The following is a 26,414-nucleotide window of genomic DNA, read 5'->3' as shown; positions in this document are numbered from 1 at the left end:
CGCCACCCGTCACTGATTTAACTAAGGAGTAAGTGAAATGAGCGTTTCTCTTTCTAAAGGTGGTAACGTGTCGCTGAGCAAAACAGCCCCTTCAATGAAAAACGTCCTGATTGGCTTAGGCTGGGATGTTCGTTCCACAGATGGTCAGGATTTCGACCTTGATGCCTCTGCCTTTCTGCTGACCGCCGCCGGTAAAGTGCGTGGCGATGCAGACTTTATTTTCTATAACAACCTGCGTTCATCTGACGGTTCAGTCACCCATACCGGCGACAACCGCACCGGCCAGGGCGATGGTGATGATGAATCTCTGATCATCAAACTGGATATGATTCCGGCGGAGATCGACAAAATCGTCTTCGTGGTCACTATCCATGACGCGCAGACCCGCCGTCAGAGTTTCGGCCAGGTATCCGGCGCATTTATCCGCCTGGTCAATGATGATACCAATACCGAAATCGCCCGTTATGACCTGACTGAGGATGCCTCCACTGAAACCGCGATGCTGTTCGGTGAACTCTATCGTCACGGAGCCGAGTGGAAATTCCGTGCCGTCGGCCAGGGTTATGCCGGTGGTCTGTCATCAGTCTGTGCACAGTACGGTATCAACGCGTCCTGAGTATTTTTTTTCAGCGGGCTGATAACCAGCCCTCTTTATAATCCGCAGCAGGAGTCCGAAAATGGCAGTTTCTCTTACAAAAGGTGGTAACGTCTCCCTGACCAAAGAAGCCCCGTCAATGAGCGTGGCGATGGTTGGTCTGGGCTGGGATGCGCGTGTGACTGATGGTCAGGATTTTGACCTCGACGCATCTGTATTTATGGTGGGTGACGACGGAAAAGTATTATCCGACAGCCATTTCATCTTCTTTAATAACAAAACCAGCCCGTGCGGCGCGGTGGAGCACCAGGGCGACAACCGCACCGGTGAAGGCGACGGTGATGATGAGCAGGTTAAAATCAGCCTGAACACCCTTCCGGCAGATGTGAAAAAACTGGTCTTCTCCGTCACGATTTATGATGCGGAAGCACGTAAACAGAACTTCGGTATGGTCAGCAACAGCTTCATCCGTATCTGTAACAATGATAACGGCAGTGAAATTGCCCGTTTCGACCTGTCTGAAGATGCATCAACAGAAACCGCGATGGTCTTCGGTGAGTTGTACCGTCACGGTACAGAGTGGAAATTCAAAGCAGTCGGCCAGGGCTTCGCCGGTGGTCTGTCTGCATTAGCGTCTCAGCACGGTGTTAATATTTAATTATTGATATCAGCTGGTTGCCGTAAAAAATGCCCTGTCCGTGACGGACAGGGCATACTGCGTTACAAATCCGGCCGGGAGATTACTCGACTCCTGCTGCCTCCCCGGCCGGACGGCGCACATCGTTGGCACCGTATAAATAGCCTTCCCGCACCTTACCGGACACGGCGGCATCATTGCCGGAAGAGTCCGCACTGACTCCGGCGGCACCCGGTAACCCCACCATAATCAGCTCGGCGGCACCCCACGGTGTCTGCTCAACCATCTTATAACCCATTTTATCCAGCAGATTCAGTGAGTCTTTTGACACACCGCGCTGCTCGTAATACACCTCATCCGGCAGCCACTGATGGTGGATACGCGGTGCATTCACGGCCTCCTGCGGTGCCATACCGTGATCGATAATATTCAGTGCGGTTTGTAAGGTGATAGAGATGATCCGTGAGCCGCCCGGCGAACCGAGCACCAGGAAAATCTTACCGTCTTTGGTGACAATGGTCGGGCTCATGGAAGAAAGCGGACGTTTGCCCGGGGCAATCGCGTTGCGCTCGCCCTGAACCAGGCCATACATATTCTTCTCGCCGATTTTGGTGGTGAAATCATCCATTTCATCATTGAGGAAGAAACCGGTGCCCGGCGGGATCACCACCGCACCGAAACGGCCGTTGATGGTATAGGTGGTGGAAACCGCATTGCCTTTGTTATCCACCACGGAATAGTGTGTGGTTTCCGGTTTTTCATGCGGGCCTGTACCCGGCTGCACCTGAGCGGAAGGTGTGGCTTTACCCGGAATGATTTCTTTGCGCAGCTCTTCTGCATAGGCTTTGCTGGTCAGTTTTTCGGTCGGGTTTTTCACAAACGCCGGGTCACCGAGGAAGGTGTTGCGATCCATATAAGAATGGCGCATCGCCTCTGTCAGAGTATGGATATAATCCGCCGAGTTAAAGCCCATTGCTTTCAGATCATAACCTTCCAGAATATTCAGGGTCTGGCAGATAGTCACACCACCGGAGCTCGGCGGCGGGGCAGATATAAATTCATAGCCGCGATAGGTACAGGTGACCGGCGCAACCTCAGAAATAGTGTAATCCGCAAAATCTTTGGCTGTCAGCTTACCGCCGCCTGCCTGAGAGGCTTTTTCCACGATTTGCGGGGTTTCCCCTTCATAAAAGGCGGGAGGGCCTTCTTTGGCGATGCGCTCCAGGGTATTGGCCAGATCGGTCTGAATCAGCCGGTCGCCGGGCTGGAATGCGGAGCCGTCAGGTTTAAGGAAAATCCGCGCTGCTTCCGGATCCTGCTTAAAGCGGGCGGTGGTGGTGTCCAGCACATCGGTATCTGCGCGGGTCAGGATAAAACCGTCACGGGCCAGTTTGATCGCCGGAGCCATCACCTGCTCCCGTTTCATGGTACCGTATTTTTCCAGGGCATAATCAAGCCCTTTTACCGTACCCGGCACCCCGGCGGCGAGATAGCCGTACAGGCTGGCATCTTTGATCAGATTGCCGTCTTTATCGAGATACATATCCGCAGAAGCGGACGCCGGGGCTGTTTCGCGGAAATTGATGAAAATATTTTTTCCGTCTGCCAGATGCAGGGTCATAAAGCCGCCGCCGCCGATATTACCGCAGCAGGGATTCACCACCGCCTGAGCGTAGCCGACAGCCACTGCAGCATCCACCGCGTTACCGCCGGCTTTCAGAATATCAGCCCCGGCCTGTGACGCCAGATGCTGGGAAGAGACCACCATCCCGTTGCGGGCTTCAGCGGCGGGTTCGGAAGCGGCATACAATTGCGGGGAAAGCAGCAGAGAGAGCAGAAGAACAGGTGTTCGCCATGGGGTTATCATTATTATCTCCGTTGATCGTGCAGGGTTTTGTATGAGGGATTGATTGACTATTTGTTAATTAATAGTTAATTAACGTATAGCAGGGATAGCAATATTTGAGAAATGGCGTGCGGGAAAATGTGAAACCGGGCAGAAAAGCAGGACGGGGAGATAATAAAAAACCCGGATAGCCCGGGTTATGCAGAACAGCGTGTCATTACGCAAACGAGACGGAAAACCGGTGCCGCCGCACCGGTTAACACAATCAGGCTGTTTTTTCTTCTTTCATGATTTTGTTCAGTTTCGGTACGATAGCCCACATAATCAGGCCGGCAACTGCCGTTGCGATACCGATTTTACCAAACACATCGGTGTAGATACCGAGAGTCTGAAGCGGATCAGTCACGCCTTCCGGTGGTGCGGTAAAGGTCGCCACGTAGCCGCCCAGCAGTGTTGCCATTGCCTGGGTCAGGAACCACATCCCGAGAATAAAGCCCATCAGGTACTGCGGAACGAACGCAGCCACCATCGCCAGACCCAGCGCACTGATCATCAGCTCACCAACTGCCTGGAAGAAGTAAACCAGAACGATAAACCACGGAGATGTCAGACCGGACGCATCGGCAAACCACATACCGGAAGCAGCGGCTGTCAGGAAACCGGCGGAGCAGCAGAACATACCGATGGTGAATTTACCCGGCATGGAGAAGTCTTTGCCGCGTGCGCCCATCTTGCTGTAGAAGTAAGCCAGAACCGGGCTCAGTACGATGATCCAGAACGGGTTCAGTGCCTGGAAGCTGACCGGATGCACATCAATACCCATAATGGTGTGATGTACGTTATAGATAGCGAAGAAGTTCAGTGAAGTCGGCATCTGGGCATACAGCACATAGAAGATAACCGCTTCCAGCATCAGAACAAACGCCACATACATCTTGTTCCGCTCAACACCTTTCAGTTTGAAAGCTTCGCGGAAGAAGAAGAAGATAACCACAGCGGTGACGCCGAGTAACACATAGTTGGCAATAATGACGTTGTGCAGTAACCATGCACACAGGAAAACAGTTGCCACACTACCGGCGATGACGACCAGCAGGCTGCCGAATTTTATTGGTTTGTGATCCGGCTCGGAACCGATATTACGCACCATTTTCTGACAGAACAGGAAGACCGCCAGGGCGATCAGCAGGCCGATACCACAGATGTTATAAGTAACGGTATAGCTGTATTTGTCCGCGATAACCGGTGCCAGTGACAGGGAAATCAGAGAGCCGATGTTGATCGACATATAGAACAGGGTGAATGCCCCGTCCAGACGCGGGTCTTTCGGCGGATAGCATTTTGCCAGCAGACTGGCCGGGTTGGCTTTGAATAAGCCGTTACCGACAGCAATGGTACCCAGTGCGTAGAAAATCAGATCCGGGTGCATGATAGACAGGCCGGTCATAAAATAACCGACAGCCATCACGATGGCCCCTAAGATGATGGTCCGTTTGGTCCCGAGGACGTGGTCACCGACGTAACCACCGATGGAGATCAGACCGTATACCAGCGCGGCGAATGCCCCGAAGGTGATGAATGCCTGTTCCTGACTGAATCCCAGTTTCTGAACAAAGTAGACGGCCAGGATGCCTTGCACACCGTAATAGCCGAAGCGTTCCCACAGCTCCACGATAAAAATCATGAAGAATGGCTTGGGTTGGTTAAACAAACCAACCTGCGCGGGTTTACTCATGGTTTAATGCCTCTTATTAATAATTATTCATCACGCAAAAGCCTTCCCGGCATCGCGGAGGCAAAGCTAAAAGATAAACTCTTGCGTAAGGTTGAGTGTTTGCGTATTTGTCAGGGTATTTGCCAAAGGGCTCAGACTAATATATTGCCGCCTGAGCATCTCAAAGACAGATCACACTTACTGCAATAATTAATATCATAATTGAAATAAAATTCATTAGATTGACATCAATAATTAGTCTGCAATGGTTTTGTTGATGGTGAATTGAGCAGATTGGCGGTTATTTATTCTGTTGTCAGGAGGGCGGCGGAATCAAATATGACAAACTGTAACAGGTATTTTTCTGATGAATAATGATTCGTTAACACATGATGTGTTAACGAATATTATGACAATAATGAAAGAGGGTCAGGCAACAGCAGCAGCGGGGATATCAGCGGTTTCGACAGTGCGGAAATCGCGGCGGAAGTAAATCAGGCCGTGACCTTCGTCGCGGACATCAATATTGCGGATTTCTGCCATAAAGATATTGTGTGTGCCGATTTCCTGCACCTGCGTCACCACGCCTTCCAGACAGGCCAGCGAGCCGTGCAGACAAGGTTGTCCCAGCGCTCCCGGCTGCCAGTGATCACCGGCAAAACGCGCGTCCATACTCAGGCCGGTCATCCCGGCAAAATCACACGCCAGTGCCTGATGTTCATGGGTGAGCACATTGACACACAAACGTCCGTTGGCTCTGAACACCTCACTGAGCGCACTGCTGCGGTTGATGCATACCAGCAGGGTCGGCGGCGTATCCGTGACAGAGCAGACCGCAGTGGCGGTCAGCCCGCCGCGCCCGGCGTCGCCGTCGGTGGTGACGATATTGACGGCAGCGGAGAGTGTCGCCATTGCGTCGCGGAACAACAGACGCTGTGAATTATCCAAAGACATACCAACTCCCGGTGGGATAAAAAATGTGACGCAATTGTTGCTTATTTGCGAATGATACGCAGTCTAATGATAGCCGGGGAAAAATACAAGGGAGAGTCAGAAAATGCGGCTGCCGGAAGGACAGCCGCAGGCGGTGGTCAGCGGGGATTAACGGATCCCGCCGAAGCAGAGGTATTTGATTTCCAGATAGTCATCAATACCGTGGCGGGAGCCTTCACGGCCGAGGCCGGATTGCTTGATACCGCCGAACGGTGCCACTTCCGTGGAAATAATCCCTTCATTAATACCGACCATTCCGGCTTCCAGGGCTTCAGCCACGCGGTAGACCCGGCCGATATCGCGGGAATAGAAATAAGCGGCAAGACCGAACTCACTGTTATTTGCCGCGCGGATGGCTTCTTCCTCATCGCGGAAACGCACCAGCGGTGCCAGCGGGCCAAACGTCTCCTCACGGGTCACCAGCATGTCTGAAGTCACACCGGTCAGGACTGTCGGCTCAAAAAATAATCCGCCCTGTGCTGCCGGTTTCCCGCCGCTGACAACAGTCGCACCTTTGCTGACCGCATCGGCGATATGCTCACTGACTTTGCGGATAGCGGCCTCATTAATCAGCGGCCCCTGTTGTGCTTTTTCGTCGGTGTACGGCGCAACATGCAGGGCACTGACAGCCTTCGCCAGTTTCGCGGCAAAGGCATCATACACGCCTTCCTGCACATAGAGACGGTTGGCGCAGACACAGGTTTGCCCGCTGTTACGGAATTTGGCGGCCATGGCACCGGCAACCGCCGCATCGAGATCGGCATCATCAAACACAATAAACGGCGCGTTACCGCCCAGTTCGAGAGAGAGCTTTTTAACCGTCTCCGCACTCTGCGCCATCAACAGCTTGCCGACACGGGTGGAGCCGGTAAAGGAGATTTTGCGCACGACCGGGCTGGTGGTCAGTTCGCCGCCGATAGCCGCCGCATCAAGCCCGGTGACAACATTGAGCACTCCGGCCGGAATACCGGCCTGTTCCGCGAGTGCTGCCAGCGCCAGAGCGGAAAGCGGGGTTTCCGCTGCCGGTTTCAGCACCATGGTACAGCCTGCCGCCAGTGCCGGAGCGGCTTTGCGGGTGATCATTGCATTCGGGAAGTTCCACGGTGTAATAGCACCGACCACCCCGATCGGCTGGCGTATGGTGGCGATCCGCTGTCCGCTCTGTGTGGCCGGAATGGTTTCGCCGTACACGCGCTTGCCTTCTTCGGCAAACCATTCAATAAAGCTGGCACCGTAGGCTATTTCCCCGCGTGATTCTGCCAGCGGTTTGCCCTGCTCCAGGCTCAGGAGTTGTGCCAGTTCCTCCTGATTCTCCATGACAAGAAAAAACCAGCGGCGCAGGATCTGCGCACGGGCTTTGGCGGTCAGGGCGCGCCAGCCCGGCAGGGCATTTTCAGCGGCGGCAATGGCAAGCCGGGTTTCGTGTGCGCCGAGGTCGCTGACGCGGGTGATCAGTCCGCCGGTGGCCGGGTTGGTCACATCAAACGTGGCCTTATCCTGTGCATCGGTCCACTGACCATTGATATAGCCGCCGGTGCGCAGCAGGGAAAAGGAAGGATTGGTTAACGATGAGGTGAACATAGAGAGCTCCGTTGCGTTTTCTCAAAAAAGTGATGAGGGCACTGAGATATCAGCAGAAGACCATTGATTTATTGTTAATATGGCGTTAATAAAAGGAGAGTCCTTTGGGTCTTCGTGACTGATATGCTTTTTATTCTAACAGAGGATGTCTGATTGCGCATTTTCCCGATAAAATTGCGCCTTTTTTTGATAACGTCGATGTTTATGATGTGAGTACATCGCGGAGAAATTACCCATTATGCATGAATCATTACTTATCGCCCTTTTGCAGGCCCGTGAAGTGGTCCTCGGCTACTTTCGCCCGACCCTGAAAGCACACCAACTGACGGAGCAGCAGTGGCGGATCATTCGCATACTGGCTAAGACCCCGTCGCTCGATTTTCATCTTCTGGCACAGAAAAGCTGTATTCTGCGTCCCAGCCTGACCGGTATTCTGACGCGGATGGAAAAAGCGGGCATTATCCACCGCCTCAAGCCCCTCAGTGATCAGCGCAAACTCTACCTCTCCCTGACTGACGAAGGCATGGCACTGTATCACCGTGTGCAGGCGGAAGTGGAGACCGGCTATCAGGCGCTGGAATTACAGTTCACACCGGAGAAGGTACGCCAGCTCTATGCACTGCTGGATGAGCTGGTTGCACTGCCGCAGCGCGACAACGAAGAAGAATAAAAAAAGGCCGCTCAGATGAGCGGCATTTTTACAGTGACAGGCTTACTTCTTGCCGAGCAGATGCAGGAAGTGAATATGTTTTTCGTACTGGTCAAGGATGTCATGAATAATCTGCTCCTTGTTCCAGCCCATAATGTCATAATCCTGTCCGCCCTCTTTCAGATGGATTTCCGCGCGGTAATAGCGGTGTTCCTCATCTTTTTCCTCGTCGGTCATACCGGAAAGGGCAAAGGACGGCTGATTGTAATAGCGCAGCCGGGTTTCATAGATAAAGTTCATATCATCCCCCAGATCGACCTCAAAGGTGATCCGGTCGTCGCGGCTGCGGTCGATATGGCTCGGTGTGCTCTGTTTTTCCAGCTCCTGAGACACCATGTCCATCGCCTCTGACACCACTTCATCAATAAAGCGTTTGACCAGCGAACGTTTCGGGAAATAGCCGATATTACGCAGACGGCGCTGCCACGGGATCGGGTTGCGGCTGGCGGTCGGTGCAATGGTCGCCAGTTGCTGACTGTCGCGTTTATGCACATCAATCCGCAGGGCTTTGATCAGTCCGTAAATCGAGAACAGCAGCACAACCGCAAACGGCAGGGCGCTGGCGATAGTTACGGTCTGCAGGGCGGATAATCCCCCGGCCAGCAGCAGAGTGATCGCCACCACGCCCATCAGTCCGGCCCAGAAGATCCGCTGCCAGACCGGCGTGTGGGTATCCCCGCCGGAGGCCAGGGTATCCACCACCATCGCGCCGGAGTCAGCGGAAGTGACGAAGAAGACAATCACCATCAGCATGGCAAAGAAAGAGAGCACCGTGGAGAACGGGAAATACTCGAGGAACTGGAACAGTGCCAGTGACACATCCTCTTTCACCACCGCGGCGAGGGCGGTTGCACCCTGATTTTTGATCAGATCAATGGCGGTATTACCGAAGAAGGTCATCCACAGCAGGGTAAAGCCCGCCGGGACAAACAACACGCCGAAAACAAATTCACGGATGGTGCGCCCGCGTGAAATCCGCGCGATAAACATCCCGACAAACGGCGACCACGACAGCCACCAGCCCCAGTAAAGCAGGGTCCAGCCGCCCAGCCAGTCGTCTGACTTCGGCTCATAGGCAAAGAGATTAAAGGTATTACTGACGATTTCAGAAAGATAGCCGCCGGTGTTCTCAACAAAGGATTTCAGCAGCAGCACGGTCGGGCCTAATACACCGACCATAATCAGCAGCAGAACCGCCAGGCCGAGGTTCAGCTCTGACAGAAAACGGATGCCTTTATCCAGACCGGACACAACCGACAGCGTGGCCAGTGAGGTGATCACCACAATCAGCACCACCTGAACAGTTTCTGTCTGCGGCAGGCCGAACAGATGATTCAGCCCGGCATTCACCTGTAACACGCCGAAGCCGAGGGAGGTCGCGACCCCGAATACCGTACCGACCACAGCGAAAATATCCACCGCGTGACCGGCTGCGCCGTAAATACGGTCACCGATAATCGGGTAGAGTGCGGAACGCAGTGTCAGCGGCAGGCCGTGGCGGTAGCTGAAAAACGCAAGGATCAGCGCCACAACCGCGTAAATAGCCCAGGCGTGTAACCCCCAGTGGAAGAAGGTCAGGCGCATGGCCTCTTTTGCCGCTTCAACCGTTTCCGGTGTGCCGACAGGCGGGGAAAGATAATGCATCACCGGCTCGGCGACGCCGAAGAACATCAGCCCGATCCCCATCCCTGCGGAGAACAGCATGGCGAACCAGGAAATATAACTGTATGCCGGACGGGCGTGATCAGGGCCGAGTTTAATATCACCGAAACGGGACAACCCCATAAAGGTGACGCTCAGTAAAATCAGGGCGACGGCGAGGATATAGAACCAGCTGGCATTTTTAAACAGGCTGGTCTGAAGGGCTTTGAGGTGTATGTCCGCCGTCTGGGGAAACAGGGCGGCAAAGCCGACAATCAGAAGAATAACCAGGGCCGAAATATAAAAAACCGGCGGGTTAATCTTCATTTTTTTTGCGGATTGTTCAGTGTCCTGATGACTCATGAATTATTCCTTTTATCAGTTGCAGATAACGCCGGCAGTAAAAAGGGGAGAACTGCATCAAAGCGTCAGATTTTCCTTCTGAAAACGGTACGCGGCTGCGCAGCGGTAAATAGAAACCCCGGCAAAATAGTATCAGCGGGAGATCAGAAAAAACGGAGATAAATACAGGCTAAACCTGCGGAAAAAAAAGCGGTGATATTAGATTTTATTCCCCCGGTTGGTGAAAAAAAGAGGATTATAGTGCCAAAAATGTCACTCTGCGGCAAGTCATGGGGTATTTTTGAGGGAAAAAGAGATATTTTTATCTGTGAATTTTATTTGCGGTAATTGACAAATTGCCTGAAATAACACAATAAAAAAGCCGGAAACAGTCATTGTTTCCGGCTGACGGCTGTTTTACGGATTGATACGGGATATTACCTGTTCAGGTTTACTGAGCATCTGCGGGTTTTCCGCTGACATCCTGTTTCAGCTCATCAATTTTTTTATCAGCGGCGGCTTTGGCTTCATCCGCTTTCTGTTTCAGCTCTGCGGCTTTTTCTTCCGCGGCTTTTTTGGCATCTTCACCTTTATCTTTGGCATCAGCCAGCAGGGCATCAGCCTCTTTTTTCAGTTCATCCGCTTTGGCATCGGCACTGTCACGGATTTCGGCAGCTTTCTCTTTGGCGTCAGCCATCACCGCGCCGGCTTTTTCTTTGGCATCACCGGCGGCTTCAGTTGCATTCTGTTTCAGTTCAGCGGCTTTCTGCTCTGTTTTATCCGCTGCCTCTTTGGCATCCTGCTTTATTTCATCCGCTTTCTGCTCTGCGGCTTCCTTAATCTGCGCGGCACCTTCCTGTGCTTTCTGTGCGGCGGGATCCGTTTTGCTGCTGTCGTCACACCCGGTGGCCAGTGCAAATACCCCCGCAAGGATGAGTGAACTTAATAATGCTTTTTTCATGATTAACTCCTCTTCAGCAATACTGAGTAAAATAACCGGATAACATCGTGTCCGCGATTATTGATTATATAATAAAATCAGGCAGTCTGCTGACAGATATAATTTTCTGTCAGGGTTATCCCTTTCAGCATAGAAAATGAAGCGCCGGTTGTATAGTGCTGAGGGGGATTTATCAGTAACGGCATAAAATAATATCCCGCTGCATAAAAATATCCGGTAATATCAATACAGAATGCAGTCTTATAAGCGCAACATAGTAACATGTTTTATTTCAGTTGGTTAGCGTTGTTTGTCAGTGTAAGGAAATACCATGACATATTATCTGCTGGTTATCGTTAAATTTATCATCGGCTTTGTTATTGTGTTAACGCACATGAATATCTCCGGGAAAACCCAATTATCACAAATGACACCGGTTGATTTTATTGGAAACTTTGTACTGGGCGGCATTATCGGCGGTGTTATTTACAGTGATACTATTCCGCTGACGCAATATATTATTATTCTGCTGATGGGGGTGAGTTTTATCAGCATAATCAATTGGGTCAGCAAACATATCAGTGTACTGCGCGCGGTGACTATCGGTAACCCGATCCCCATTATTAAAAACGGGGTATTTATCATGGATAGCATTCATGAGAAGCGCAATAAGATCGATATTCTGAATATCACCTCCCGCATGCATGCACAGGGGATCTATTCATACCGCGATGTGTATTATGCGCAGATAGAGCCGGACGGCCAGCTGACGGTGATTTGTGACCAGTCACAGATGCCGTCAGTTATTGTGATGAAAGACGGCGTGCCGCGCAAACATGAGCTGGAGCAGATTGGTCATGATGAGGCGTGGCTGGCAGAGCGCCTGAAACAGCAGGGAATTGACGACCCTGAGAGCGTTTTCCTGGCGGAATTTTATAACGGCAGCCTCAATGTGGTGATGAAGGACGGGCGGATGACCGGCCATCACAGCGAGCCGTCACAGCTGTAAGGTTTTTTCCCTTATGGCACGATAACGACTTTTTCCGGATATTTTTCACGGAATTCGTGTGCTTTCTGCCATTTATCGTCACAGATAATTTTATCGATAACGGCAATCTCCGCGATCTTTAAAATCCCCTGCTGGCCGAATTTGCTGGAGTCGGCCAGAATAATTTTCTGCTTACTTTTTTCCAGCATTTTCCGCGCAATCATGCCTTCTTCAACGCTTTTGACCAGAATACCTTCATCACGCACACCGCCTGCGCCGACAAAGGCGAAGTCCGCATAAATATGATCAATTTCATGCAGGGTTTTCGCACCGAGATTGGCCCGGAATTCATGGTTGTATTCACCACCCAGCACATACACTTTTGCCAGCGGGTTTTGTGAGGCAATTTTATCCGCAATAAGGGCAGAATTGGTGAAAACGGTAAATGCAATTGCCGGTAACTGCGCGGAAAACAGCAGCGTTGTCGAACAGGAATCGATATACAGTGTGTCGTGCTCGGAAATCAGCCCGGCAGCATAGCGCGCGAGGGTCATTTTTTCCTCGCGGTTCAGTTCCAGCCGCTGTTCAAAGCTGCCTTCGCTGACACTCTTTTTCTTCATCGCCCCGCCGTGAATTTTGATGATCTCGCCTTCTTTCTCCAGAATGGAGAGATCACGGCGGATCGTCTCAGAGGTGACATTCAGTGTATCAGCAAGATCCTGCACACTGACTTCCCCCTGCTGATTCAGCAGATCGAGGATGTATTCCTTTCTTTTTATCGGATTCATGACCGTTCTCATCACACTCGTAAACATGAACAATATTAGCGCATTATGTGTCGTTGCGGAATGCCGCTCTGTAATGATGAAGTGCGGCAGCAACGCCATCCTCCCGGCAGTCAGCCGTAATATACCCGGCGGCCTGCTTCAGTGCCGGTACGGCATTGCCCATTGCCACGCGCAGATCCGATGCGGCAAATAAAGAGAGATCGTTTTCCTGATCCCCGATGGCCATGATGGTTCCCGGCCGCAGAATACCGCGCTCCGCCAGTATTTGCAGGGTACTGCCTTTGCTCACGGATGCCGGAACCAGTTCAAAATAGTGCTGGTCGGTAAAGAATGCGCTGACCTTTGCCGGTAACAGCGGACGAAGGATTTCAGCCCGTTGCCGCAGGGCTTCTGCTTCTCCGCACAGGGTGATTTTAATGATATCTGTCCGGCTGAAAATATCGTCTGCCGCGAGCGTTTGTATTGGCAGGCCGAATAATTCAGCTTCATGAATGGTGTATTCTGATATTTCCCCCGGCGGACAGAGCAGAGCATCCTCACCGAAAGCATGCCAGCCGGTGGTGAGCAGGTTTTGCAGTGCGGATAACATTACCGGAGACAGGGTTGCCCGGCTCAGAACGGATTGTGTACGGCAGTCATAAATCACCGCACCGTTACAGGCGCCGATAGCGCGGATCACCGGAAGCAGCCCGGCGCTGTCCGTCAGAGACAAAATTGCCCGCAGCGGGCGGGCAGAGCAGATCACAATATCCGTTTCCGGCGGCAGCGCCAGCAGTGCCCGGCGGTTGCCCTCTGAAATACGGTTATCCGGATGTAAAAGCGTGCCGTCGAGATCGATAGCCAGTGTGGTCATAAAGAGCCTCAGCGGGAGCGGTGCCCCCGCATTGGAAATTCAGTCAGTTGTGATGAATAAAGGATTGAGTAACCTGTGCAGCCGCCTGACACACCACGTTATCAATTGCGGTGCCGACCACTAAAATATTCACCCCGGTTTCTTTAAACGCTTTGGCATTGGCGACGTTAATACCGCCTTCCGCCAGCGTCGGGACACTGACTGCGCCGACCAGCGCTTTCAGCCGGGCTTTAATCTGTTCCGGAATTTCACCGGCAGCCACGCCCTCGTAGCTCATACCGGTCATCAGGCCGATCATATCCACGCCGATGGCTTCCATTTTCTTCGCCACTTCCGCGACTTCTTCCGGGGTTTCCGCCGGGATACCAAAGGTATGCAGATCGTCCGGGTGGCCGATGTAGGCATCCACGGTCAGGCCGAAGCGGTGCGCAAGACTGACAATATCTGCCAGATCCTCAAAAGTGGATTTATGGGTGTGCAGGCCGTCAGCTCCGGCACGGGCGATCTGTAAAATATCCTCTTCTGTCACCGGCACCGGGATGGTTTCGGTGAATCCGCCGGCGATCCCGACCGTAATAAAGACATCATCCGGGATCACATTGCGGATACCGTTGACGGCTTCCGCCATCTGCGCGGTGGAGATCTCATGGCGGATCTGTTCGGCAGCGTGCATGTTATTCACGCCCCTGTGTCCGCGTGCCAGCGCCAGCGCCGGATGGTTCGGCTCCAGCATTTTGACCCCGGCATCACACACTGCTTTCGCCAGTCGCGCGTCATCACCGGTGATACCTGTGCTGAGCAGAGTCTGCCCGTTGTGCAGCGCAATAGCATTTCTGACTTTCGCCATGGCCTGTTCACGTTTTTTTATTCATATCACCTATAAACATATCAACCTCTTATTACTTTTTTTGTGTTTTTGTATGACGGCACCCGGAGGTGCCGTTTTTATAAAGCCCTGGTGTTGGCGTGTGATATTTTTCACACTTATTCTTTGCTGTGTCGTCTTTGCATCAGCCTGCGGCTTTCACGGTTGTCACGGCACTGAAACGGTTGGCGATGACAGTTATGGCGCAGGTTAAAACCAGAATCACGGTCATGGTCAGCGCCATGTAAAGTGCGTTACTGGATAAGAACGGAGAGGCAAACGCCGGGACATACGCCACCCCTTTGACATTAAACATGCCGAGCATCATGCCGCCGATCCCGGCGGAGAGAATGGCACCGCCGAACACGATTTTGTTGGCAAACATGAAGGGATACGCCGATTCCACAAAGGTGCCGAATCCCAGATTGATAAGCAGTCCCGGGGCGGCGACCGCCGCCTCACTGCGTTCACGCGGGGCAATGACGTTTGCCAGGTTAATACCGGCGGCAACCATCACCAGCCCGACCATATCCACCGCGCCGAGGAAGCTGACACCGGTTTTTTCCATCTCGAGCAGTACCAGCGGCAGGATCACCGCGTGATACACACCACCGAGGATCGCAGGCCAGATAACCAGACCGGCCAGCAGGCCTGCCAGAACCGGGCTGAAGGCGAGGGTGCTTTCCAGCGCCAGTTTGATGTGGTTACCGGCCAGCAGCGCCAGCGGACTGAGGAAATAGAACATGATAAGACCGGCGGCCAGACCGGAAATCCCGCCCGCCACGATGTTGACGGTGGTCATCGGGAACTTCCAGCTGATGCACAGGGCAAACAGGTAACGGACAAAAATACCTGCCATGATCCCGCCTGCAATCCCGCCGATCAGACCACCCTCGACCGAGAGCACCCCGGCGACAACCCCGGAAACAATCGAAACCTCATCCAGTTCGGAAACCTGTTTGGCAGCAATTACCGCCACAATTACCGGCAGCCCTTTGAGCAGCAGCTGGAAGATCGCATCCAGGCTTTCCAGCCCCGGGATGTGGCTCAGCGCCAGTACAATCGCCATGGCAATAAAGCCGGGCAGAGCCGGGATCATAATGCCGCGGATATTCATCCGCTTAAGCAGACTCTTATCGGACGGCCCGCCGGTGCTGCCTGCACTGCCCAGTACCGGACGGAATTTAATACCCCAGTGTTTGCACAGGGAGGAGATAAACGAGATAGCCCGGGTTCTGCTGGTGGTGCCGGTGGTACCCGAGGTGGCAATCACATTGGCACCGGCGGCGGCGATATGGGCCATCGAGGTGCCGCCGGTACCGGCGATCGGCACTTTCTTTTCCGCCGCAGCCTGAAGAGCCAGGCGGTTGGCGTTGTGGGGATCACCGCTCATAATAATGATGCCGTCGATATCGCCCTGTTCTATCAGCCGGGCAATCTGTTCATCACTGCCGCGCACGGCGTCATTAACTTCTGCGAGGGTGCCGGAGAACGTCACCGCAGGCACGGCATCTGCTTCTGTCAGGGTGTAGACCGCGGCGGCGGTAGAGGGTTTGGCAACATCCATCGACGCCTGTGCTGCAATAAACTGCACCGCAGCAACAGAAATACCGGCGGACTGACATTGTGTGTAGATTTCGCTCAGAAGTTTTTCAGGATCTGCACCACCGAGGTTGTACAGGTTCCCGCCACTACTGCCCAGTATGACAATTTTTTTCATAATCGGACCTCAGGGGGTTCAGGGTAAGTAACGACTTATTGTTGTTTTTTGTTGATATTGCTTGGTATAACAACGTAAATCAACACATCAAAATAGGGCGTATTGTTTATGAAATAATCACTGAATTGATTCGGTTCGGGTAAAATAGTGTGTAGATATGATTTTTACAGTGTTATTGACTGGCGTTGTTGTTATTTTGTCTTATTTAATGCTGTTTAATTATTAGCTAATTATTTTGCTTTATGTTGTTTTGTGTGAGTTTGATCATAATTAATCGTACCAATAACACAGAAAAACCACATAAAACAAAAAAGCCACTCCGGGGAGTGGCTTCAGAATAAAGATAAAAAATGGATCAGCCGGGCAGGTTAACCAGCGAGTCGCGGGTGATATCGCGGATGGTTTTTGCGCCGGTCAGCGTCATTGCCACGCGCATCTCTTTATCAATCAGATCCAGCAGATTTTCGACACCCGCCTGTCCCTGCGCCGCGAGGGCATAGACAAAAGCACGGCCGAGCAGGACAGAATCTGCTCCCAGTGCCAGCATCCGCACCACATCAAGGCCGTTGCGGATCCCGGAATCACTCAGAATAGTGATATCCGATTTCACCGCATCGGCAATAGCAGGCAGAGCGCGAGCTGTGGAGAGCACACCGTCGAGCTGGCGGCCGCCGTGATTGGAGACCACAATGCCATCCGCACCGAAACGCACTGCATCTTTCGCATCTTCCGGATCCAGGATCCCTTTGATAATCATCGGACCTTCCCAGAACTCGCGGATCCATTCCAGGTCTTTCCAGGAAATGGACGGATCGAAGTTTGCCCCCAGCCAGCCGATATAATCTTCCAGTTTGGTCGGCGCGCCGCGATAGACCGAGATATTACCCAGATCATGCGGTTTGCCCAGCACGCCGACATCCAGCGCCCAGCGCGGGTGAACCATCGCCTGTAACACACGGCGCATGGCGGCATTCGGGCCGCTCATCCCGGAATGGGCATCACGGTAACGCGCTCCCGGCACCGGCATATCGACGGTAAAGACCAGGGTTTTGACACCGGCGGCTTTGGCGCGCTCGAGGGCATTTTTCATAAAACCGCGATCGCGCAGTACATAGAGCTGGAACCACATCGGGCGCTCAATCGCCGGGGCGACTTCCTCAATCGGACACACGGATACCGTGGACAGGGTAAACGGAACGCCTTTATTGGCTGCCGCTTTCGCCGCCTGCACTTCACCGCGCCGTGCGTACATCCCGGTCAGCCCGACCGGCGCCAGGGCAACCGGCATCGCCAGTTTTTCCCCGAACAGTTCAGTTTCCAGACTGAGAGACGACATATCGCGCAGCACCCGCTGACGCAGGGCGATATCCGCCAGATCCGCCGTATTGCGCTTCAGGGTATGCTCGGCATACGCCCCGCCGTCAATATAGTGAAACAGGAAGGGTGGCAGTCTGGATTCGGCAGCCGCCCGGTAGTCTGTTGAAGCGGAAATAATCATCTTAAGTACCTGTATATGTATGTAACAAACTCAGCACTGTGCCCGGTTACAGGGTCAGTATCAGTGCCATCACGGCGGCAATCACGCCGTAGATAAACATCGGAACCACTGTCTTTTTGATAATGGATCCTTCGGCGTTGGTAATGCCGAGGATGGTGCAGACAGCGATAATATTATTCAGACACACCATGTTCCCCATGGCACCGCCGACAGACTGGAGCGCGAGGGTTAAATTGACATTCAGGCCGGTGGTCTGGGCAATGGATTGCTGGATCCCGCCGAAGGTCAGGTTGGACACGGTATTGGAGCCGGAGAAGAACGAGCCGAGTGCGCCGAGATAAGAGGCGAAATAGATCCAGCTCTCACCGGTGGCTCCCGCCAGTGAGCGGCCGATAATGTAAACCGGCGCATTTTCGCCGCCCTGCATCATCAGGTTTACCATAATCAGTGCACCGAACAGGGCAATAAACGGCTTGTTGGTCTGCTGTGCGGTCTGCACAAACATGGTTTTTACCTGAGTCCGTTTCAGGCGGAACAGGAAAATACCGATAAACACCACGAGGAAGAACGGGATCAGCGCCGGGACATACAGCGTTTTATAATCTGCCGCCGCCGGGGTGCCGAATACGTTGCTCAGGCGGACAATCAGTGCATCACTCAGTGTGATATGGCCGAGGAAACCCAGGGTACCTTCCCAAATCACGTTAGTGCTGTTGAGCAGTCCTTTCAGGCCGAGCTGGTGGATACGGGTGACAATCAGAATGCCGATCAGCAGCAGGGTCGGGGTCATCGCTTTGATAACCTGCCCGAACGGGATCACTTTTTTCTCTGTTTTTTGTTCAGTACGGGTCAGGCCGATACCGGCACGGGCGGTCACGACAGAAATCCCGAGGCCGATCGCCCCGCCGAGCAGCGCCGGGAACTCATAGTTGACCTGAGCCAGCAGCAGATACGGCACGGTACAGGCGAGCACGCTGATCAGAATAAACACGATATTACGGCGGATCTCCTGCCAGCTGACAATAAAACGCAGTGCCAGCATCGGGATCACAAATGCAGCCACAAAGTGGATCAGCGCGGAGTAGTGGCTTATCTGATAAACACTCTCCTCACTCAGCCCGAGGTTGGCAAAACCAAACCAGGTCGGTGTACCGACGGCGCCGAACGAAACCGGCACGGAGTTCATCACCAGCGTCAGCAGGGCAACCCGCATGGCCGGGAAACCGAGACCGACCAGGATCGGTGCGGCGATAGCGGCAGGCGTTCCGAACCCGCTTGCGCCCTCAATGGTAAAGGCGAATGCCCAGCCGATAATCATCAGCTGTGCCACCGGATTGGGGCTGATATTTTCCAGCCAGCTGCGCACCACGTTTTCCGCGCCGCTCACCTGCATCAGCTTATTGAGCATAATTGCCCCGGCAATGATGGTGATCGGTGTCAGCACAGAAATAAAGGCGGTGACAATATTGGCACTCAGTAGTGTGAGATCCGTTTTAAACCAGAACAGCTGGATACAGAACACCACGGCGGCCGTGAAGGGTAATGCGACGTAAGAAGGGATACTGCGGCGTTTTGTCATCATCCAGATTAACATCACGATCGGTGCAAGACTGAAAAAAATAGCCATAAAGCCCTCTGACATTATTATTGTTTTAAAAATTAATGTTGCATGCAGGATTCGTTAAATTTTCATTACGTAATTATTTTAATCACAACCAAAAAGAATTATCTATGCTGCATTTTTTTAACAATTGAATGCGGACGGGAAATGACGAAAAACACAGAAAATCAGGTGAAAAAAGGGAAATAAAAAAATGTTATTTATCAGTAAATTAATGGGTTAATTTGTATGATAAAAGGACAGGGTCACATTAATTAGGCCACAATGGTCAATAGAGAAATTCCAAAAATCGACTAATCAATATCACAGATAGATAACAATCCTGAATCTGTCAGCCGAAATAAGGACTGATTGCCTGATATGACGCCTGAATATGATCGATCAGCAGGCGGATTTTGACCGGCAGATGGCGGGTGTACGGATATACGGCATACACGCCGAGTTTTTTGCCGCTGTAACCCGGCAGAACTTCCGTCAGCAACCCGGCCTCCAGATCCTCATGCACCATACAGCGCGGCACCATGGCGATACCGTGGCCGCTGAGCAGTGCTTTGCGGATGGCGCGGGCATTATTGAAAGCGATATTACCGCTTACCTGCAATTCATAGATTTCACCGGTATCCGGGCGGCGCATCAGCCAGTTTGAGGTACCGCTTTGCTGATAGGTGTAGGTGAGGCAGTTGTGTGTCAGTAAATCTTCCGGATTCTGCGGCGCGGGGTATTTTTCCAGATAGCGGGGGGAGGCGAGGATCACCCAGTGAGAATCAATCAGCGGACGGGCTATCAGGCTGGAGTCACTCATCATCCCGGTGCGGATAGCTAGGTCAATCCGTTCATTCACCAGGTCAACAAACCGGTTCTCCAGATGCATTTCCACTTTCACATTCGGGTATTTTTCACAGAATTCCGCAACGCTGTCGCTGAGAACCAGCTCTCCGGAGATAGTGGGTACTGACATACGGATAAGGCCGGTCAGCTCATCACTGTTGGCACTGACTGCCTGTAATGCGCTGTGAACCTGGCCGGTAAGGGATTTGGCATGCTGATACAGTACGCGGCCGTTTTCCGTGACAGACAGGCTGCGGCTGGTGCGGTAGAGAAGACGGGCACCGAGGGCTTTTTCCAGCCGTCCTACCCGCTTGCTGAGCACAGAGCCGGTGACACCGGCCATTTCCGCCGCTTTACTGAATGAGCCGCAATCCACAATCAGCGCAAATAAAATCAGATCATTAGCGTACTCGTGGGCGGGCAGCATGGTAAAACCTCCGGCAGTGAATGAAATAATAAACAGCATTCACTATATCAAAATCTGTGTAACAGTGATAATCACGCCGGAGACAGACAGGTTAAAGCGGGTACACCATGTGGTCAAAGGCAAACACTGTGGCCGGGAAAATCGCCTGACACCCGCGAAGTAAACGCTCACAATCTTCTTCGCTGTAGCGCCCGCTGAAATGGGTGGCGATCAGCGTACCAACCCCGGCATCACGCGCCAGAGTGGCGGTCTGCACGGTGGAGGAGTGTCCGCGGCTGTTGGCTTTTTCTGTCATAGTGCCGTCAAGTGTGGCTTCCAGCACAATCACATCTGCATTCTGTGCCAGTTTCAGCGCATTTTCACACGGCGCGGTATCTCCGAAAATCACCAGATGACGTCCGCGCTGCGGTTCGCCGAGATAATCCGCCCCGCAAATCACCCGGCCATCATCCAGTGTCACTTCGCCGCCCTGTTTCAGGGTCTGCATCCACGGGCCGCCGGTCACGCCTTCGGCTTTCAGACGCTGTGCATCCAGTGCGCCGGGTTTGTCATGTTCTTCAATCCGGTAACCGTAGCTGATCACCGGATGCTCGAGTGAGTAAGCGCTGACTTTCAGTTGTCCGTCATCGTAAATCACCCCTTCCTCATCTATCTCAATGATCTCCAGCGGGAAGGTCAGATACGAGCCGCTGAGTGTCAGTGCAGTTTCAACAAACTGCGCCAGCCCCTGCGGGCCAAAGAGAGTAAGTGGGTCCTCACATCCGCCCATGGAGCGGCTGCATAACAGGCCGGGCAGGCCGAAAATATGGTCGCCGTGCAGGTGGGTGATAAAGATTTTTTCCAGTTTCGGGATTTTGACCGGACTTTTCAGGATCTGATGCTGAGTGCCTTCGCCGCAGTCAAACATCCACAGGCCGCGCTGTAATGATTTGAGATCCAGCACCAGGCTGCTGACGTTGCGGTTGTTTGACGGAACACCGGCACCGGTGCCCAGAAAAATTAACTCCATGTTGTTCCCTGTATTGCAGTTGCCGCCGCGAAGAGGCCGGTATTACGGAATACGGCGCAGTTGCGGCGAGCGGGTAATATTTTCCGGTAAGATTAACGGTTCTTCCGCCAGCGGTAAACTCAGACGGGTTTTGCCGGTGATGATCGTGACCCCGGCCGACTGCCAGGTATCTGCTGCCAGTTGTGTGCAGTACAGCCCGTCCTGCGGGTTGATGCTGAAAGGCGTGCCGAGCTGCGCAAGGGCATTATCTCGGGCGCGGCGGTGATTTTCGCTGTCTGCCTGTACGGCATACCAGGCAACCTGTCCGTCTTTGGCGTGTTCAATAAAGAAATCAAGGGGATCGCGGTTCACGCCGCTGATACCGTCCGGGTGCTCCTGCGGGGTGGCGTGGATAACATAAGTCCCTTCCGGTGTGATATCAACAATACCGACATGGCTGAAACCGCTGTTATCGATACTTCTGACAATATCACTGATGGCTTCGCCGCCGTCACGGAAAACCAGGTCACCGCTCTGAATGCCGGGCGGCGGTACTGCTGCCTGCAGCGGCAGTGCGGCTGTCAGCAGCGCCGGGAGCAGAAACCCGGCGCAGAGTGTATGTCTCATCAGCGCAGGATGATTTTCCAGTCGCCTTCATCTTTTGTCAGCATGAAACGCTCATCTTTCTGTTTGCCGTCTTTGAAATTGACTGTCAGGATGACGGTTGCGCGTTTTTTGCTTTCATCAATATCGACGGATTTCACTTCTGTGCTTTCCACGCCGCCGTTGCCTTCAATGCGGCGCGCCATATCACCGACAATCATCTGTACTTTGCCTTTGATTTCCATCTCATTTTTCTGTTTATCTTTTTCCGGGATGGCGAGCAGATCATAAGCTTTATCCGCATCTTTTTTCTCAACAGCACTGTAGAACTGTTTAACAACATCCTGCGGGGAATCACTGCCGCAGGCGGTCAGCATCATACTGCCGGCCAGCAGCATCAGGGCGAGGGCGATTTTTTTAAACATAGTTTTTCCTTTAAAAGACAACAGGTGTTTTTATTATTTTCTGATGAAAATACCGGCAGTATACGGACATCCGGCGGCTTGGCAATCCTGTATATAACGCTGACGGCGGATTCAGGGAAAGATAGCGCAGTGAGGGCGACACTGCGCAGGTTATTATGCGGATACCTGTTCAGGAAAACCCCGGCAGAGGATTATCAGGGCGTATCACTGAGCAGGCTCTCCAGCACCATCGCGCCGGCTCCCTGAGAAACCACTTCATAGGAATCAAACGCAGGCACTATCCGGGTGTTAATCTGCGGGAATCCGGCCAGTTTTTGCGCCACGGTTTTCTGCACAGTGGCGAAGAAAGTGTGTTTCGGGGTCAGCGTCCCGCCGCAGACCACCACATCCGGCTGGAAGGAGAGAATGGTATTGGCGATTGCCAGACCGTAATAATAAGCAGCCTCTTCGAGTGCATCGGTACAGATTGGATCAGCCAGCTCAAGGGCTTTAAAAATCACATGGTAATCAATTTCCTGCTCATCACTGACCAGCGAGGTGATGACGGAGGGTTTGCCGCGCCGCAGATGCTGAATCACGGTTTTGCGGATAGCTTCCAGCGAACTGTACTGATTAAGACAACCAAACGAGCCGCATTCACAGGTGCGGCCGTGGAGATCGAGCGTCATATGCCCGAACGCATTTTCCGAGCCCGGCGGCATAAAGCGGACAGGCTCGCTGAGAATGGTACTGCTGCGGATCTCCGCGTCACAGGTGGTGAAAAACAGGCGGCGGCTCTCTTTGTGGCGCAGCCGGTATTCTGCCAGTGCGGCAAAATTCACCCCGCTGCCGATAGTCACCTGACATCCGGTACGGCTTTCCGCCATCTCACGCAGTAACGGGATCAGATAATCATTCATGGCGCGGCGGTCACTGCCGGGAGGCAGGGTGTAATCCGCCGCAATGCCGATACCGAGCAGATCATCCGTACTGAGGTGATGTTCCTCCAGCAGTGATAACAGCCGGGTGAGCAGACGCTCCAGCAGCACCTGCGGCGTTTCCTGTCCGGCAGCTTTGATTTTGCAGGTCGCCAGCACATCCAGCTTCAGGTTTTGCAGCACAATCGTGGAATAGATATTGCTGATTTCAATCCCGGCGAGCCGCCCTCTGTCCGGATTGACACTGTAGAGAATCGGTTTGCGCCCGCCGGTGGATTGCCCCAGTTCTGCCGCGCTGATAAGGCCCAGCCTGCTCAGCTCATCCAGCAGCCGCGCACAGGTGGCGCCATTCATGTTGGCTTTTTCTGACAGCGTTTCCGCTCGGATAGGCCCGTCATTCAGAATCAGCTGCCAGAGGGTTTTCAGTTTCCGGGTTTTGGAGTTTTTGGATGACCGGAATTCACTGAGTATGCCGGATAACGTCATAAGCCCGAATCTCCTTTTATCACGGGGCACTGTCTGTTATTCATCATTGTATCCGGATCCTTTTTCTCATATTGAGAAGAAGATCCTGTTTCCGTGTTTACATCTGATCTACAATCGCGGCATACATTTCATCAATTGTTACATCCCGGATAAATTCAGGAGATAAATAATGCATCTCACCGCTGATATCGCAGAAAGCAAAGCGTTCGTCGAAGCGCAGATCACTGTTAAACCGACTATCGGTATCATTTTAGGCTCCGGCCTGGGACCGTTTGCCGATACCCTGGAGAATGCTGTCCGCATTCCGTACAACGATATTCCGCATTTCGCCAGCTCTTCCGCTGTCGGCCATGCCAATGAGCTGGTTATCGGCACGCTGGGCGGCAAAACCGTGGTGGCGATGAAAGGCCGTTTCCACTATTACGAAGGCGTGTCGCTGGATCAGGTTACCTTCCCGGTGCGTCTGATGAAAGCGCTGGGTATCGAAAAGCTGATCATCACCAATGCCTGTGGTGCAGTAAATACCGGTTTTGCCCCGGGCGACCTGATGCTGATCACGGACCACCTCAATCTGACGGCAAATAATCCGCTGATCGGGCCGAATAATCCGGATCTCGGTGTGCGCTTTCTGGATGTCAGTGAAGTGTACAGCAAAAATCTGCGCGGTATCGCCAAAGCGGTAGCCGCAGAGCAGGGTGTGACCATGCGCGAAGGTGTCTACGCCTGGTGGACCGGTCCGGTTTATGAAACACCGGCGGAAATCCGGATGATCCGCACACTGGGCGCGGATGCGGTGGGGATGTCCACCGTTCCGGAAGCACTGGTGGCGCGCCACGCCGGGATTGAAACCCTGGGGATTTCCTGCCTGACGAATATGGCGTGCGGTATTCTCGACCAGCCGCTGAGCCACGACGAAGTGATTGAAACCGCTGAGCGGGTGAAAAGCACTTTCCTGAAGCTGGTTACCGGTATTATTTCCCGTTTTTAATCAGATAATCATCAGCTAAGTGTGGTTTTCTTTTTCTCAGTATAACATTAAGAAAACCGTCGTTCAGAGGCCGCCCTGACATCATGGGACGTCGGCGGCCTTTTTTTTCTTTATCTCAGCGGAGATACCCATGGATATAAAAGTCAGACTGAAAGCGATGCTGTTCCTCCAGTATTTCATCTGGGGCGCGTGGTTAATCACCCTCGGCTCGTATATGATGGCAACCCTCAAATTTACCGGGGCTGATGTGGGCTGGATCTACAGCACCAAAGGGCTGGCGGCGGTGATTATGCCGGGCCTGGTCGGGATTATTGCCGATAAATTCATTCCGGCGAACCGGCTTTACGGCCTGTGTCACCTGATCTGCGCCGGTGCACTCTTTTATGCCGCAACTGTCACCGATGTGAATGTACTATTCTGGGTGATGCTGCTGAATGCGATGGCCTTTATGCCGACCATTGCCCTGTCAAACTCCGTCAGTTACGCAAGCCTGCAAAAATATAACCTCGATCCGGTTACGCATTTCCCGTCTGTCCGGGTGTTCGGTACTGTCGGTTTTATCGCGGCGATGTGGGCGGTCAGTCTGATGAAATTCGAGCTGAGCAATATGCAGCTTTATATTGCCGCCGGCGCATCATTGCTGCTCGCACTGTATTCACTGACACTGCCGGCAATTCCGGTGGTAAAACAGACCGGTACGACCACCTGGGCACAGCGTTACGGCCTGGATGCCTTTGTGCTGTTTAAACAGCCGGTCATGGCGGTGTTTTTCCTGTTTGCCATGCTGCTCGGCGCAGTGCTGCAAATCACCAATACATTCGGTAACCCGTTTCTGCATGATTTCGGCCGTATCGCGGAATATAAAGACACGCTGGTGGTGCAGTATCCGTCTGTGCTGCTTTCTGTCTCACAGATGGCTGAAGTGGTGTTTATCCTCGCGATCCCGTATTTCCTTAAACGCTACGGCATCAAAACCGTGATGCTGATCAGTATGATTGCCTGGACACTGCGTTTTGGTTTGTTTGCCTTTGGTGAGCCGGTATCAATCGGTTTCTTCTTCCTCGTGCTGTCGATGATTGTTTATGGCTGTGCATTTGATTTCTTCAATGTCTCCGGCTCGATTTTCATTGAAAAAACCGTCAGTTCCAAAATCCGCGCCAGTGCGCAGGGACTGTTCATGATGATGGTTAACGGTGTGGGAGCCTATGCCGGTGCGATTGTCAGCGGTAAGGTTGTGGATATGTTCACGGTGGACGGCGTGAAAGACTGGCAGTCAATCTGGCTGATATTCGCTTCTTATACTGTGGTGCTGGCGATTATTTTCCAGTTCACTTTCCGTTATGACCACCGGACTGAAAAAGCTGCAGAAAAAGCGGTGGTATAAGGTAACAGCATAAAAAAACCGGCCTTAAGGGCCGGTT

Annotated in this window: 22 protein-coding genes and 1 pseudogene; 6 read left to right on the top strand and 17 right to left on the bottom strand. The window is 52.8% G+C overall.

Going from position 1 to position 26,414, the window contains the following annotated elements; all coding sequences use genetic code 11:
• Window positions 1-37 precede the first annotated feature (37 nt).
• Together JL661_RS14045 and JL661_RS14040 are read left to right on the top strand one after the other, a co-directional pair.
• Window positions 38-616 carry a TerD family protein gene (locus tag JL661_RS14045; protein WP_004238854.1) on the top strand — a complete coding sequence of 193 codons (579 nt, stop codon included), beginning with the start codon at window positions 38-40 and terminating at the stop codon, window positions 614-616.
• 61 nt (window positions 617-677) lie between these two features.
• On the top strand, window positions 678-1,253 hold the full coding sequence (locus JL661_RS14040) for a TerD family protein (protein WP_004235930.1): 576 nt from the start codon (window positions 678-680) through the stop codon (window positions 1,251-1,253).
• A gap of 82 nt (window positions 1,254-1,335) precedes the next feature.
• Here the strand turns inward: JL661_RS14040 and ggt are convergent, their stop codons facing one another.
• From ggt to JL661_RS14020, 4 genes are all read right to left on the bottom strand, one after another.
• Entirely contained in the window at window positions 1,336-3,099 is a 1,764-nt protein-coding gene (ggt, locus tag JL661_RS14035; RefSeq protein ID WP_062773084.1) for a gamma-glutamyltransferase, read from the bottom strand.
• A 244-nt stretch (window positions 3,100-3,343) separates the two neighbouring features.
• Window positions 3,344-4,813, bottom strand: coding sequence for a dipeptide/tripeptide permease DtpB (gene dtpB / locus JL661_RS14030; protein ID WP_015422504.1), 1,470 nt, complete (start codon window positions 4,811-4,813; stop codon window positions 3,344-3,346).
• A gap of 408 nt (window positions 4,814-5,221) precedes the next feature.
• Window positions 5,222-5,746, bottom strand: coding sequence for a 4-hydroxyphenylacetate 3-monooxygenase, reductase component (gene hpaC, locus JL661_RS14025; protein WP_062773087.1), 525 nt, complete (start codon window positions 5,744-5,746; stop codon window positions 5,222-5,224).
• Between the two features lie 147 nt (window positions 5,747-5,893).
• A complete protein-coding gene (locus JL661_RS14020) occupies window positions 5,894-7,366 on the bottom strand; it encodes an NAD-dependent succinate-semialdehyde dehydrogenase (RefSeq protein WP_004238850.1) in 1,473 nt (490 codons plus the stop codon).
• Between the two features lie 238 nt (window positions 7,367-7,604).
• Here JL661_RS14020 and hpaR point away from each other — a divergent pair, with 238 nt between their 5' ends.
• Window positions 7,605-8,036, top strand: coding sequence for a homoprotocatechuate degradation operon regulator HpaR (gene hpaR / locus JL661_RS14015; protein ID WP_036418009.1), 432 nt, complete (start codon window positions 7,605-7,607; stop codon window positions 8,034-8,036).
• 42 nt (window positions 8,037-8,078) lie between these two features.
• Here the strand turns inward: hpaR and JL661_RS14010 are convergent, their stop codons facing one another.
• Together JL661_RS14010 and JL661_RS14005 are read right to left on the bottom strand one after the other, a co-directional pair.
• Window positions 8,079-10,079 (bottom strand): BCCT family transporter, encoded by a 2,001-nt coding sequence (locus tag JL661_RS14010; protein ID WP_004235923.1) that lies wholly within the window; start codon window positions 10,077-10,079, stop codon window positions 8,079-8,081.
• A 430-nt stretch (window positions 10,080-10,509) separates the two neighbouring features.
• Complete coding sequence (locus JL661_RS14005) at window positions 10,510-11,019, bottom strand: hypothetical protein (protein WP_004235922.1); 510 nt, start codon at window positions 11,017-11,019, stop codon at window positions 10,510-10,512.
• Window positions 11,020-11,329: 310 nt separating this feature from the next.
• On the opposite strand from JL661_RS14005, the gene JL661_RS14000 reads away from it, so the two are divergent.
• Window positions 11,330-12,007: a DUF421 domain-containing protein gene (locus JL661_RS14000; protein ID WP_036425588.1), complete on the top strand. Its 678-nt coding sequence runs from the start codon at window positions 11,330-11,332 to the stop codon at window positions 12,005-12,007.
• Between the two features lie 11 nt (window positions 12,008-12,018).
• Here JL661_RS14000 and JL661_RS13995 read toward each other — a convergent pair whose 3' ends face one another.
• From JL661_RS13995 to JL661_RS13945, 11 genes and pseudogenes are all read right to left on the bottom strand, one after another.
• Window positions 12,019-12,774, bottom strand: coding sequence for a DeoR/GlpR family DNA-binding transcription regulator (locus JL661_RS13995; protein ID WP_032097845.1), 756 nt, complete (start codon window positions 12,772-12,774; stop codon window positions 12,019-12,021).
• 43 nt (window positions 12,775-12,817) lie between these two features.
• Entirely contained in the window at window positions 12,818-13,627 is an 810-nt protein-coding gene (locus JL661_RS13990; protein WP_062773090.1) for a Cof-type HAD-IIB family hydrolase, read from the bottom strand.
• A gap of 43 nt (window positions 13,628-13,670) precedes the next feature.
• Window positions 13,671-14,514: pseudogene (locus tag JL661_RS13985) on the bottom strand (histidine biosynthesis protein).
• A gap of 123 nt (window positions 14,515-14,637) precedes the next feature.
• Window positions 14,638-16,212: a hypothetical protein gene (locus JL661_RS13980; protein ID WP_062773093.1), complete on the bottom strand. Its 1,575-nt coding sequence runs from the start codon at window positions 16,210-16,212 to the stop codon at window positions 14,638-14,640.
• Window positions 16,213-16,567: 355 nt separating this feature from the next.
• The gene (gene lldD / locus JL661_RS13975) at window positions 16,568-17,710 is read right to left on the bottom strand and encodes an FMN-dependent L-lactate dehydrogenase LldD (RefSeq protein ID WP_004238839.1); all 1,143 of its coding nucleotides are present in this window, start codon (window positions 17,708-17,710) and stop codon (window positions 16,568-16,570) included.
• 46 nt (window positions 17,711-17,756) lie between these two features.
• Window positions 17,757-19,337, bottom strand: coding sequence for an L-lactate permease (locus JL661_RS13970; RefSeq protein ID WP_062773096.1), 1,581 nt, complete (start codon window positions 19,335-19,337; stop codon window positions 17,757-17,759).
• 325 nt (window positions 19,338-19,662) lie between these two features.
• Window positions 19,663-20,586 carry a LysR family transcriptional regulator gene (locus JL661_RS13965; RefSeq protein WP_062773149.1) on the bottom strand — a complete coding sequence of 308 codons (924 nt, stop codon included), beginning with the start codon at window positions 20,584-20,586 and terminating at the stop codon, window positions 19,663-19,665.
• 91 nt (window positions 20,587-20,677) lie between these two features.
• Window positions 20,678-21,595 (bottom strand): ribonuclease Z, encoded by a 918-nt coding sequence (gene rnz, locus JL661_RS13960; RefSeq protein ID WP_062773099.1) that lies wholly within the window; start codon window positions 21,593-21,595, stop codon window positions 20,678-20,680.
• Between the two features lie 42 nt (window positions 21,596-21,637).
• Window positions 21,638-22,201 carry a YiiX/YebB-like N1pC/P60 family cysteine hydrolase gene (locus JL661_RS13955; protein WP_004235911.1) on the bottom strand — a complete coding sequence of 188 codons (564 nt, stop codon included), beginning with the start codon at window positions 22,199-22,201 and terminating at the stop codon, window positions 21,638-21,640.
• A complete protein-coding gene (locus tag JL661_RS13950; protein WP_062773101.1) occupies window positions 22,201-22,602 on the bottom strand; it encodes a DUF4878 domain-containing protein in 402 nt (133 codons plus the stop codon). The genes JL661_RS13955 and JL661_RS13950 overlap by 1 nt, the downstream gene beginning before the upstream one ends.
• A gap of 194 nt (window positions 22,603-22,796) precedes the next feature.
• Window positions 22,797-24,005: an ROK family protein gene (locus tag JL661_RS13945; protein ID WP_004238832.1), complete on the bottom strand. Its 1,209-nt coding sequence runs from the start codon at window positions 24,003-24,005 to the stop codon at window positions 22,797-22,799.
• A 169-nt stretch (window positions 24,006-24,174) separates the two neighbouring features.
• Between JL661_RS13945 and JL661_RS13940 the strand changes: the two genes are divergently transcribed.
• On the top strand, window positions 24,175-24,993 hold the full coding sequence (locus tag JL661_RS13940) for a purine-nucleoside phosphorylase (RefSeq protein ID WP_004235906.1): 819 nt from the start codon (window positions 24,175-24,177) through the stop codon (window positions 24,991-24,993).
• Window positions 24,994-25,123: 130 nt separating this feature from the next.
• Window positions 25,124-26,377: a nucleoside permease gene (locus tag JL661_RS13935; RefSeq protein WP_004235905.1), complete on the top strand. Its 1,254-nt coding sequence runs from the start codon at window positions 25,124-25,126 to the stop codon at window positions 26,375-26,377.
• Window positions 26,378-26,414: the final 37 nt, after the last annotated feature.

The sequence above is a fragment of the Morganella morganii genome (genome assembly GCF_019243775.1).
In the GTDB taxonomy this organism is placed as follows: Bacteria; Pseudomonadota; Gammaproteobacteria; order Enterobacterales; family Enterobacteriaceae; genus Morganella; species Morganella morganii.
This window is presented reverse-complemented; position numbering and strand designations above follow the sequence as displayed.

Excerpts from the sequence above, each read along its gene's own strand:
- JL661_RS14045 (WP_004238854.1), top strand. The coding sequence starts at position 38 with ATGAGCGTTTCTCTTTCTAAAGGTGGTAACGTGTCGCTGAGCAAAACA.
- JL661_RS14040 (WP_004235930.1), top strand. The coding sequence starts at position 678 with ATGGCAGTTTCTCTTACAAAAGGTGGTAACGTCTCCCTGACCAAAGAA.
- ggt (WP_062773084.1), bottom strand. The coding sequence starts at position 3,099 with ATGATAACCCCATGGCGAACACCTGTTCTTCTGCTCTCTCTGCTGCTT.
- dtpB (WP_015422504.1), bottom strand. The coding sequence starts at position 4,813 with ATGAGTAAACCCGCGCAGGTTGGTTTGTTTAACCAACCCAAGCCATTC.
- hpaC (WP_062773087.1), bottom strand. The coding sequence starts at position 5,746 with ATGTCTTTGGATAATTCACAGCGTCTGTTGTTCCGCGACGCAATGGCG.
- JL661_RS14020 (WP_004238850.1), bottom strand. The coding sequence starts at position 7,366 with ATGTTCACCTCATCGTTAACCAATCCTTCCTTTTCCCTGCTGCGCACC.
- hpaR (WP_036418009.1), top strand. The coding sequence starts at position 7,605 with ATGCATGAATCATTACTTATCGCCCTTTTGCAGGCCCGTGAAGTGGTC.
- JL661_RS14010 (WP_004235923.1), bottom strand. The coding sequence starts at position 10,079 with ATGAGTCATCAGGACACTGAACAATCCGCAAAAAAAATGAAGATTAAC.
- JL661_RS14005 (WP_004235922.1), bottom strand. The coding sequence starts at position 11,019 with ATGAAAAAAGCATTATTAAGTTCACTCATCCTTGCGGGGGTATTTGCA.
- JL661_RS14000 (WP_036425588.1), top strand. The coding sequence starts at position 11,330 with ATGACATATTATCTGCTGGTTATCGTTAAATTTATCATCGGCTTTGTT.
- JL661_RS13995 (WP_032097845.1), bottom strand. The coding sequence starts at position 12,774 with ATGAATCCGATAAAAAGAAAGGAATACATCCTCGATCTGCTGAATCAG.
- JL661_RS13990 (WP_062773090.1), bottom strand. The coding sequence starts at position 13,627 with ATGACCACACTGGCTATCGATCTCGACGGCACGCTTTTACATCCGGAT.
- JL661_RS13980 (WP_062773093.1), bottom strand. The coding sequence starts at position 16,212 with ATGAAAAAAATTGTCATACTGGGCAGTAGTGGCGGGAACCTGTACAAC.
- lldD (WP_004238839.1), bottom strand. The coding sequence starts at position 17,710 with ATGATTATTTCCGCTTCAACAGACTACCGGGCGGCTGCCGAATCCAGA.
- JL661_RS13970 (WP_062773096.1), bottom strand. The coding sequence starts at position 19,337 with ATGGCTATTTTTTTCAGTCTTGCACCGATCGTGATGTTAATCTGGATG.
- JL661_RS13965 (WP_062773149.1), bottom strand. The coding sequence starts at position 20,586 with ATGCTGCCCGCCCACGAGTACGCTAATGATCTGATTTTATTTGCGCTG.
- rnz (WP_062773099.1), bottom strand. The coding sequence starts at position 21,595 with ATGGAGTTAATTTTTCTGGGCACCGGTGCCGGTGTTCCGTCAAACAAC.
- JL661_RS13955 (WP_004235911.1), bottom strand. The coding sequence starts at position 22,201 with ATGAGACATACACTCTGCGCCGGGTTTCTGCTCCCGGCGCTGCTGACA.
- JL661_RS13950 (WP_062773101.1), bottom strand. The coding sequence starts at position 22,602 with ATGTTTAAAAAAATCGCCCTCGCCCTGATGCTGCTGGCCGGCAGTATG.
- JL661_RS13945 (WP_004238832.1), bottom strand. The coding sequence starts at position 24,005 with ATGACGTTATCCGGCATACTCAGTGAATTCCGGTCATCCAAAAACTCC.
- JL661_RS13940 (WP_004235906.1), top strand. The coding sequence starts at position 24,175 with ATGCATCTCACCGCTGATATCGCAGAAAGCAAAGCGTTCGTCGAAGCG.
- JL661_RS13935 (WP_004235905.1), top strand. The coding sequence starts at position 25,124 with ATGGATATAAAAGTCAGACTGAAAGCGATGCTGTTCCTCCAGTATTTC.